10 protein-coding genes are annotated in these 10,372 nt (G+C 67.8%); 1 reads left to right on the forward strand and 9 read right to left on the reverse strand.

Translation table 11 applies throughout. The features are described from left to right. Nucleotides 1-16: 16 nt before the first annotated feature. Entirely contained in the window at nt 17-1,126 is a 1,110-nt protein-coding gene (locus tag ACYPXD_RS20750; RefSeq protein ID WP_459715281.1) for a helix-turn-helix transcriptional regulator, read from the forward strand. On the opposite strand, the gene ACYPXD_RS20755 is transcribed toward ACYPXD_RS20750, so the two are convergent. The 9 genes from ACYPXD_RS20755 to ACYPXD_RS20795 form a co-directional block, all read right to left on the reverse strand. Next, complete coding sequence (locus ACYPXD_RS20755) at nt 1,081-1,308, reverse strand: hypothetical protein (protein ID WP_459715283.1); 228 nt, start codon at nt 1,306-1,308, stop codon at nt 1,081-1,083. The two genes, ACYPXD_RS20750 and ACYPXD_RS20755, sit on opposite strands and share 46 nt — an antisense overlap. A gap of 308 nt (nt 1,309-1,616) precedes the next feature. Next, nucleotides 1,617-2,789 carry an NADH:flavin oxidoreductase/NADH oxidase gene (locus ACYPXD_RS20760; protein ID WP_459715285.1) on the reverse strand — a complete coding sequence of 391 codons (1,173 nt, stop codon included), beginning with the start codon at nt 2,787-2,789 and terminating at the stop codon, nt 1,617-1,619. A 73-nt stretch (nt 2,790-2,862) separates the two neighbouring features. Then, a complete protein-coding gene (locus ACYPXD_RS20765; protein ID WP_459715288.1) occupies nt 2,863-4,344 on the reverse strand; it encodes an amidase in 1,482 nt (493 codons plus the stop codon). Between the two features lie 226 nt (nt 4,345-4,570). Next, nucleotides 4,571-4,759 carry a hypothetical protein gene (locus ACYPXD_RS20770; protein ID WP_459715290.1) on the reverse strand — a complete coding sequence of 63 codons (189 nt, stop codon included), beginning with the start codon at nt 4,757-4,759 and terminating at the stop codon, nt 4,571-4,573. Further along, nucleotides 4,737-6,095: an alkaline phosphatase family protein gene (locus tag ACYPXD_RS20775; protein WP_459715292.1), complete on the reverse strand. Its 1,359-nt coding sequence runs from the start codon at nt 6,093-6,095 to the stop codon at nt 4,737-4,739. Before ACYPXD_RS20775 ends, ACYPXD_RS20770 begins: the two co-directional genes overlap by 23 nt. Further along, nucleotides 6,092-7,390, reverse strand: a complete 1,299-nt coding sequence (locus ACYPXD_RS20780) for an ABC transporter substrate-binding protein (protein ID WP_459715294.1) — start codon at nt 7,388-7,390, stop codon at nt 6,092-6,094. The genes ACYPXD_RS20775 and ACYPXD_RS20780 overlap by 4 nt, the downstream gene beginning before the upstream one ends. 65 nt (nt 7,391-7,455) lie before the next feature. After that, nucleotides 7,456-8,295, reverse strand: coding sequence for a carbohydrate ABC transporter permease (locus ACYPXD_RS20785; RefSeq protein WP_459715296.1), 840 nt, complete (start codon nt 8,293-8,295; stop codon nt 7,456-7,458). Next, complete coding sequence (locus ACYPXD_RS20790) at nt 8,292-9,296, reverse strand: carbohydrate ABC transporter permease (RefSeq protein ID WP_459715300.1); 1,005 nt, start codon at nt 9,294-9,296, stop codon at nt 8,292-8,294. Before ACYPXD_RS20790 ends, ACYPXD_RS20785 begins: the two co-directional genes overlap by 4 nt. Continuing rightward, a partial coding sequence (locus ACYPXD_RS20795) for an ABC transporter ATP-binding protein (RefSeq protein WP_459715302.1) occupies nt 9,289-10,372 on the reverse strand: 1,084 nt, incomplete at its 5' end. The genes ACYPXD_RS20795 and ACYPXD_RS20790, both read right to left, overlap by 8 nt.

Genomic DNA, 10,372 nt, shown 5'->3' on the forward strand with positions numbered 1-10,372 from the left:
GACGAGGTGATCCGCGATGTCGTCGTTCATATCCTTGACCGTAGAGCCGTCGAACCTTGCCGCAGCCGGCAGCGGCGTGCGCACGCCGTTGATGCCGCCGGCCCGGCCGCGCACGCTGCTTCGTCACGAGGCGAGCTGGCGCCGCATGCCGCAGGAACGCGCCGACGATCCCGCGCCGCATGGCGAGCGCGCGATCGTGCTGGCGCGCTGGACCACCTGCTCCGAAGGCGAAGGCGACGCGGTCGGCCCGCCAGGCTATTACGTGATCGCGCTCGCGCTGCGTCCGACGCTCATGCGCCTCTCGTCGAATGGCGATGTGCTGCACGACGGTCCGATCGATCGCGGCATGGTGCAAGTGACCGCGCCCGCGACGCAGATCGACTATCGCGCGCATGCGCCGGCCGATTTCCTCCATATCTACCTGTCGGCCCAGTATGTCGCGCAATGTCCCGACTCTGCGCTCGCGATGCGCACGCAGCAGGCGCACCACGCGTGCTTCCCCTTCATGCGCGATAGCGTGATCCGGCAACTGATGCACGTGCTCGTCGAAGCGCTCGATAGTCCGGACCTGGCAAGCCGCGCATGCGTGGACGCGGTGGCGCGCGCAATCGCCGCGCGCGCGCTCGGCATCGCGCTGCAACCGGCCGACTCCGGCCAGCCGGAATCCGGCCGGACTCCCGCGCTCGAAAGCTGGCGCCTGCAACGCACGGTTGCGTATATCGACAACCATCTCGACCAGCCGATTTCGTTGCAGCAACTGGCGCAGGCGGTCGGGCTCTCGCCGACTTATTTCGCCGCGCGCTTTCGCGCGGCGGTTGGCGCGTCACCGCGTCTTTTCGTGATGCGGCGGCGTATCGAGCGCGCGAAGGCGCTGCTCGCGTCGACCCAGATGAGCATGATCGACGTTGCGCTGAACGTGGGCTTCCGGACGCAGTCGCACTTCACGACCGTATTCGGCCGCCAGGAAGGCGCGACACCGCACCAATGGCGCATGCGTTGCGCGACCATGGACGACGCGGTGAACGCGCAGGGGCTCGTGCATGCCGCGCACGACACGCTGACGTTGCCGGAGCGCTGCGCTCAGTCCGGCATCACGAAGCAATGCAGCGCGGCGGCGTCATCCTGAAGCACGAACTCGGTTGCACGCCCCACGCGCACGTCGAGCAGCAGGCGCTCGAGTTCGGCACGCTCCGCGCGCAAGATGTCCGCATTGGCGACATGCCGGTCGTCGAGCGCATCGGAGACAATGCGCCGGCGCACCATAATCTTTTCTATTGCGCGTGCGCGCGTCAAAAACAGGTGTTCCATACTGGTTCGTCGATTCATCAAGCCTGCGTGCGGCCGGCCCGGCCGCACGCGCTACGATTCGACTACGCACCGCTTGCATGATTCCTTGCTGCGTGGAAAAAAGATCACCGCGCACACCCGGCATTTTTTGCGGCGTTTTATGTGTCAGGCGTACCGCACGTCCAAATACTGCATCGAGCCGCCTGCTTCGGGCCGCTCGATTCGCGCTGCTCGATTCGCGCTGCTCGATTCGCGCTGCTCGATTCGCGCTGCTCGATTCGCGCTGCTCGATTCGCGCCGCTCGATTCGGGCCGCTCGATTCGGGCCACTTATTCGTCTTCGATGCTGAGCAGGCACTCGTCGGCTTCGGTCCAGATCGGCTCGGGGCGCACGATGCGCGCGTCGCCGAACAGCGACTTGAAGCGACCCGGCTGGGCGCGCAGATACTGCTTCGGCGCACGCACCTGCGCGCCCAGCTCCGCGGCCGCATGCCACGGCCAGCGCGGATCGTATAGCACCGTGCGCGCGAGCGCGATCATATCGGCGTCGCCGTTCGCGACGATGCTTTCCGCATGTTCGGCGCTGCTGATCAAGCCCACCGCGACGACCGGCATACGGACGGCCGCCTTTACCGCGCGCGCAAGCGGCACCTGGTAGCCGGGAGACACGGGAATCTTCTGCGCCGGATGCAGGCCGCCGCTCGACACGTGTATCGCATCGCAGCCGCGCGCTTCGATGGCCTTCGCGAAGGCGATGGTCTGCTCGAGATCCCAGCCGCCTTCGACCCAGTCGGTAGCCGACACGCGCACACTGACGGGCCGCTCTTGCGGAAAGGCGGCGCGTACCGCATCGAATACTTCGAGCGGGAAACGCATACGGTTTTCGAGCGAGCCACCGTATTCGTCGGTGCGTTGATTCGAAAGCGGCGACAGGAATTGATGCAGCAGATAGCCGTGCGCGCAATGCAGCTGGACGAGGTCGAGATCGAGTCGCGCGGCGCGCCGTGCGGCCGCGGCGAATGCCTCGCGCACGCGTGCGAGTCCGTCGCGGTCGAGCGCGACCGGCGGATGATCGCGCTCATCGAACCGTATCGCCGACGGCGCCTCGGTCTGCCAGCCGTTCGGCTGGCCCGGCGCGAACTGCAGCCTGCCGGCCCACGGCACTTCGGTCGACGCCTTGCGCCCCGCATGATCGAGCTGCACGCCGATCGGCATAGTCGACCAGCGCCGGATATGCGCGAGCGTATCGCGCATTGCGGCTTCGCACGCATCGTCGTAGAGACCGAGGTCGCCATACGTGATACGGCCTTCCGGCACCACCGCGGTCGCTTCGATTGTCAGCAGCGCGGCGCCCGATAGCGCGAGCTGCCCGAGGTGAATCAGATGCCAGTCGTTCATGCAGCCGTCTTCGGCCGAGTACTGGCACATCGGCGCGATCACGATCCGGTTCGCCAGATGCACGTTGCGGACCTGCGCCGGTTTGAATAGAGCGGATTGAGCCACAGCGAACTCCTTGGCGTGCACAGGCACGTCAAGGAGTGTAGGTGATCGTCGCGCGAATACCCATCCCCCGGCGTCACACGGCGGGGGCCGCTGCCACGATCGACTTCAGCTCCGGCACCGGTCGCGCCAGCTTCGCGAGATCGGGACGCGGCCGGCGGCGCGCCGCATCGCGTTCCCACAGCGTTTCGAGCGACTGCGCGATATCGAGCAGCCTCGCATCGCCGCGATACGCGCCGACTACCTGCAGTCCAAACGGCATGCCCGCGTAATCGGTGCCGCACGGCAGCGAGATCGCGGGGTTCGTCGCGAGCGTGACCAGATAGGTCAGCGCGAGCCAGCGGTAGTAGTTCGCGAGCGGCTTGCCGTTCATTTCGGCGAGATAGACCTGCGACCACGGGAACGTCGTGACCGGCGTGGTCGGCGACACGATCACGTCGTAGCGGTCGAACACGCGCTGGAAGCGGCGGAACAGTCGGGTCTGCTCCGCGTGCGCCCACACGACATCGGCCAGCGACATTGCGCGGCCCATCTCGTAGTTCGTGCGCGTGTTCGATCCGAGCGAGTCGGGGTCGCGCTCGTAGATCTCCCGGAAGCCGGCCACGAAATTCTGCGCCCGCATGATGTCGAAGCAGCGGTCCGCTTCACCCATGTCGAGCTCGAGCGGTTCGCACACTTTCACGTCGCGCGACAGCGCCTCGATCTTCGCGCGGAAGGTCGCGCGCATTGTGTTATCGACAGCGGCCACGCCGAAGTCTTCCGTATAAGCGACGCGCAAGGTTGCGATGTCGACGGGCTTGAACTGCGCAAACGCGGCCTTGTCGCTCGCCACGCTCAACGGATCGCTCGGCTCGAAGCCGACGGTCGCAGCGAGTTGCAGCCGCGTGTCGGCAACGTTGCGGCCCATCGGGCCGACCACGGTCAGCGGCGTCCAGCCGAGCGGCAGACGATCGTTCGGCACGAGCCCCGGCGACGGACGAAGGCCGACCACGCCGCACAGCGCGGCAGGAATGCGCAGCGATCCGCCCGTGTCCGAACCGGTGCACAGCGGCAGCATGTCGGTGGCGAGCGCGACGGCCGAACCGCCCGACGAGCCGCCCGCGTTCAGCAACGGATCGAACGGATTGCCGGTCGCACCCCATACGACGTTGCGCGTGTTCGCACCCGCGCCGAACTCGGGCACATTGGTCTTCGCGGCGACGATCGCGCCCGCCGCCCGCAAACGCGCGACGAGCACATGGTCGTGCTGCGGCACATGCGCGCGATAAAGCGGCGAGCCGTAGGTGGTCAAGAGGCCTGCCGTTTCCTCGAGATCCTTGATGCCGATCGGCAGGCCATGCAGCGCACCGAGCGCGTCGCCGCGCACCACGGCCTGCTCGGCGACGCGCGCGGCTTCGCGCGCGCGCTCGAAGTCGGTTGCCGCGATCGCATTGACGGCCGGGTTCAATGCCTCGATGCGCGCAATGCAGGCGTCGAGCAACTCGACCGGCGAGAGCTCGCGGCTGCCGATCATGCGTCGCGCCTCGACGGCCGACAGCGCCACAATTGATTCGTCCATATCCCGTGCAATCCTTGCGATTCGTTGAATGGGGGCGGTGTGCAACGCGCGGGTGTACAGCGGCAACTTGCACAACGATAGTGCGGGAAACAGGCGTCCCGAGATGTGCCAGGCGGCGTACTGGCGGCGCCGCGGCGCCGTCATGATGCCATGTCCGCCGCATCGCTGCGCGCGCCGCGCACATTGCCTTACAGCTCGTGCGTGGAAGGAGATACGGAAATGACGCTCAGTGCAGGCGACGCAGCCGCACCGCCCGGCAGCGCGTGGCGGGACGCAATGCGCTTATCAGCGCGGCTAACACGCGCATGTGCAGCAGGCGCTCGCGCTGCTCGCTGTGCGCAAGCAGCCAGCCGTCGCGGCGCCACCGGTTCAGTTCGCGACGGCGGGTGATTTCACCGAGACGTAGCGCGCGCATGGTGGCCCGGAAGCAGCGAACGGCCATCGACACCGTCATACGGCAAGCCCAGAAAATCGAGCACCGTCGGTGCGATATCGACGAGACCCGTCGGCCGGTCGATCACCGCGGGCGCCGTGCCCGCACGATCGATAACCAGAAACGGACGCGTCTCGTCGGCGCCCCAGCCGCCGTGCTCGCCGTGGCCCGGCACTTTGGTCTTGCCCGGTTCGTCGACGGTCCAGCGCATGCCGCGCACCCCGTGCGCGTTGGTGCCGGGCACACACGCCATATTCACCGCGGCCTCGATGCTATTGCGTGCGTCGAGGCCGCGCGCACGCAACGCGTCGCCGGTTTCGACCGTATCGACCCACGGCTCGGCGCGCAGACGTTCGAGCACGCCGTGCAGCGCGGGCCGGCCCGCTTCGGTCGCGTACAGCAGGGCGGCCGTGCCCTGCCCAGCCACCGCGATCTCGCCAGCCTCGACCTCATGCGCGAGTCCTTGCGCGCGCAACCACGCATCGAGATCGATGCTGCCCGCGATCGTCTCCTGTCCGTGGTCGGAGCCGGCCAGCAGCAGAACGTCATCGCCCTCGTCGCGCAACCGCCGCACCGTGCGCAGCACTTCGGCGACGCAGCGATCCGCATGACGCAGCGCATCGCGATGCGCGGGCGAACCGAGCGGCGCGCCATGCAGCGTCGCGTCCGGATGCGCGAGCCATAGCACCGCGACCGCGGGCCGCCGCCACGTCAGCACTTCGGTGCAGAAGCGCTGCGTCATCGCCCGGTCGCCGGCGAAGTCCTGGCCGATCCCGAGCGCCGCCGGGCCAGCGATCGGCTCGCCGCCCGGCGCAAACGAACCGGCGCGGTGATACACGTGACCGAAGTGCTCGGGGTCGAGAAAATACGCGGCGCCCGGCGACACATTCGACATCGCGATCAATCCGCCATGCGCGACCACGCGTTCCGCAAGCGTCGGCACGCGCAATGTCGTGCCCGTCGCGCGCCGCAGATGCGTGCGGAAATCGGGCGCGCCGACGTCGTACACGCGCAGCTTGCCGCTTTCGGCGAGGCCCATGCGATTGCCGTGCAGGCCATGCCGATACGGCAGACATCCGGTCGCCACCGAAGCGGCCGACACGCGCGTCACCGACGGAAACACCGCATGGTGATCCGCGCACCACCAGCCCTGTTGCGCGAGCGCGTGCAACGTGGGCGTCAGCTCCGCATCGATCCAGTCGCGGCCGAGCGCGTCGCAGCAGACGAACACCGCGCGGCGCGCATGCGGCGGCGTGGATTGGGTAGCGCCTTCGCCCTGCCGATCCGGCGGGCAGGCATAATCGTTCGCCGCCTTCATGCCGGCAACAGCGCAGCGACCTGCGACGCCATCTCCGCGAGCACCTTGTCCGGTTCGTGCGCGCGCTTGCCGCTCGCCACCGACTCGAGGTTGTCCTTGATCACATCGATGACCTTGAGCCCGTTCGGCCCCGGGAACGCGTACCAGCCGGTCGCGAAGCCGCGCTCTCCGACGGCCACCGCGTAGTTCGGATTGGCCGCGTAGAAGTCCTTCATCAGCACGGCCGCCTTGTCGTTCGGCGGGAAGTAGCCGGTGCGCCTGGCGACGTCGGCCGCCTGTTCCGCGCGCGTGGCGAAGCTCAGGAAACGCCATGCGGCCTGTTGTCTGGCCGCGTCCTTCGCGGTGATCATGAGCCCGTTGCCGCCGGTCGGCAGCTGCGAGGTGCCCGCCCGCAGGTCCGGATACGGGCCGACCACCACGGGAAAGCGCCCGGCCGCGAGCTTCTGGATGGTCGCGAGTTGCGCCGTCGATGTCGCGACGATGCCGAGGCCGCCGGCCGCGAACTGCTGGCGCGCGGCCAGATGCGTCAGATACGGCATGCGGCCTTCATTGACGAAGCGCGCGAGCTGGTTGATTGCCCAGCGCCCTGCGCTGCCGTCGAAGGCAAGCTTGCGCTCGCTGCCATCGAGCATCGTGCCGCCGCGGCTGAAGACGAGCGCTTGCCACATCCAGTTGCCGGTTTCGTCCCACGCGTAGAACATGCCGCCCGTATTCGCGTCGAGGCTGCCGATCCTGCGTGCGAGCGCGATAACGCCGTCCCATGTGACCGGCAGATGCGCGGGGTCGCCGCCTGCGCGTTTCACGAGGTCGGCGTTGTAGTAGAGCACCGGCAAGGACACCGCAAACGGCAGCGCGAAACTTTTGCCTTTCACGGTGCCTGCGTGCAGCAGCGCGCCGTCGAAGCCTTGCGTCGCGAAGCCTTTGTCCGTTGCGATAAAACTGTCGAGCGGCGCCGCAATCTGCTGGTCCGACAGCGTGCGAATGCCGTTCAGGCCCTGCATCACGACATCGGGTTGCGTGCCCGCGACCGCTTCGCGCAACACCGTTTGCAGCACCTGTTCGTACTCGGGCGCGGGCGCGCGGTACACCACGCGCACATCGGGATTCGCCGCCATAAAGCGCTGCGCGAGGTCTTCCATGGCGGGGCGAAACACATCGGGAAAGGCGTACAGCACCGCTAGCTCGGTCTGCGTGGCGGCCGCCGCGCGCGACGCCATGCCGAATGCGGCTGCGCCGGGGCCGATGAGGCCAAGCAGACCGATCATCTGTTTGAGGCGAGTCCTGCGTGCGTTCAAGCCGATACTCCTTCTGCGTGATCGTCTAATGGGGCGGGGGCTGCGTTGCCGGGTGTCGGCCGGCGTCAGCCTTTGATGCCGGTCAGGGCAATACCTTCGATAAACCTGCGCTGCGCAAGCAGAAACGCGGCGACGAGCGGCGCGATGACAATCGCGGCGGCCGCCATCAGCGCGCCGTAGTCGGTGCCCGCCTCTTCGTTGCGGAAGAACGCGATGCCAAGCGGCGGCGTCAGCTTCTGCGGCGACGACAGCACGATCTGCGGCCAGAAGAACTCGTTCCAGTGCGTCGTGACCGAGAAGATGCCGAATGCGGTGACGGCCGGCATCGCGATCGGCAGCATCAGCCGGAACACGATGCCGAATTCGCTGAAGCCGTCCAGCCGCGCGGCGTCGAGCAGCTCGTCGGGAATCGTGCGGAAGTACTGGCGCATCAGAAAGATGCCGAACGCGGACACGCCATACGGCAGCGCCATCGCCCACAACGTATCGACGAGTCCGAGGCGCTGCGCGAGCAGGAATTGCGGAATCGCGACGACCTGCGGCGGCAGCATCAGGCAGAACACGACCGCGCCGAACAGCAGCCGGCGTCCGCGAAACGGCACCTTCGCGAGCACATAGGCGCACGGCAAGGCGATCGCGAGTTGCAGCGCGAAGATCAGCACGACCACGAGCGCGCCGTTCGCGAGATACGTGAGCATCGGCACGCGCGCGAATACCGCGGCGAAGTTGTCCCAGCCGGCGAAGTGCGTGGGCCACACGTGCAGCTCGCGGCTAAAGATTTCATTCGCGGGCTTGATCGCCGTCAACAGCATCCAGAAGAAAGGCGCGAGCGCAACGATGCTGGTCGCGATCAGCACGATGTGGCGCAGCAGCGAGCCGATCGGGCGTGGACGGGGCGCGCTCATGACAGGCGGGCAGCTTGCCCGGTTGCGTCCGCTGACGGGTCCGCCGCTGCGTCCGCTGACGTGTCCGCAGTTGCGGCGGAAGCCGCGCGAGGGGCGGCCACACGGAACTTCAACAGCGTCAGCACACCGACGAGCACGAGGAACACTACCGCAATCGCCGCCGCGCGCCCTGTGCGGAAAAATTCGAATGCCTCGCTGAACATCGTATACAGCAGCACTTCGGTCGATTTCTGCGGGCCGCCGCCTGTAATCACGTAGACGGTTTCGAACAGCTGGAACGAGCGGATCACCGAGATCACGACGACGAAACCGGTAATCGGCCGCAGCATCGGCCATGTGACGAGCCAGAAGCGATCCCAGGCGCGCGCGGCGCCATCGACGGCGGCCGCTTCGTAGTACTGCGCCGGAATCGCCGTGAGGCCGGTCAGGAACAGCACCATGTTGAAGCCGGCCATCTGCCAGACGCCGATGATCGCGAGCGAGATCAAGGCCGTCGACGGGTCTTCGAGCCAGCGCGGCCCTGCGATGCCCGCTTTCGCAAGCAGCAGGTTCACAAGGCCGAAGCTCGGATGCAGCATGAACTCCCAGACCACGGCGATCGCGATCGTCGCGGCCATGACAGGCAGGAAGTGGATCGTGCGGTACAGGCCTTTCAGGCTCGCGCGCGCATCGATCAGCATCGCGAGGCCGAGGCCGATCGCGGTCGAAGCGGGCACGACGAGCGCCGTGTAGGCGAGCGTGTTCGCGAGCGAACGGCGCATGACCGGGTCGCTTGCGAGGTCGATGAAATTACGCGCGCCGACGAACGAGAAGGTCGACTCGCCGAGCCGGTAGTCGGTGAACGACAGGCCCAGCACGACGGCGAGCGGCACGATCAGTGTGATGAGGCCGAGCACGATCGCGGGGCCTGCGTAGAGCGCGACCACGGGCCAGTGAGGGCCTGCGCCGCCGCGCACGGCGACGGTTCGGCGGCGGGCGTCTGCGCGGATCACGTCAGCCATGCGCGAACTGCCGTGTCGTCGCTACGCTGCTCGCGATCACATCGTGCGCGATGCGGCGCCCTGCTGCGTCGAACACCAATGCGCGCGATAAATCGGGCAGCACGCCGATCGCGTCGCCGGGGCGCGGCAAAGGCGTCGTGTCGGACAGGCCGCGCAGGGCACGTACGACCAGACGCGCCGGCGATTCGCCGGGCACGTCCGCTCCATACAGGCCGGCGTGCACCAGCGTGTCCGCACCGAGGCACTCGACATGCAGCACGCGCGCCGGCAGCGCGCCGTGCTGCCCGATTCCCGTCAACGCGAGATGCTCGGCGCGCAACCCGACACTGACGGCCGCCCCTTGCGCCGCGTCCACCGCGAGCGGCAGCACAAAACCGCCGGCTATCGTGAGCCCGCGCGACGCCTCGCGCACCGTCGCCTGCAACACACCGATGCCCGGCGTGCCGAGCGTGCGCGCGACATCGAGCGTCGCCGGCTGCGCATACAGCTCGGCCGGTGTGCCGAACTGCAGGATGCGGCCGCCACGCATGACGGCGATCCGGTCGGCCATCGTCATCGCTTCGACCTGGTCGTGCGTGACGTAAATCGTCGCGACATTCAGGCGCCGATGTAGCTCGACGATCTCGCTGCGCATGCTCGCGCGCAACTCGGCGTCGAGGTTCGATAAAGGCTCGTCGTAGAGAAACACGGCGGGCTGCCGCACGATCGCGCGTCCGAGCGCCACGCGCTGGCGCTGGCCGCCCGACAGCGCGCCGGGCTTGCGGTCGAGCAGCGCGCCGATGCCGAGCGCGCCGGCCGCGGCGCCAACGTCGGCGTCGATCCGCGCGTGCCGCTGCCGGCTCGCCGCCGACAGACGCCAGAAGAACGGCATGCGCTCCCATGCGCGCAAGCGGCGCAAGGCGAGCGGTGTCGCGAGGTTTTGACGGATCGTCAGATGCGGATACAGCGCGTAGTTCTGGAACACCATCGCGACGTCGCGATCGGCCGCGGCGAGCCCGGCCACGTCGCGCCCGCCGATGCGGATCGCGCCCGCGTCAGGCCAGTCGAGGCCCGCGATCAGGCGCAGCAGCGTCGAT

The sequence above is a fragment of the Paraburkholderia sp. 2C genome, assembly GCF_054589215.1.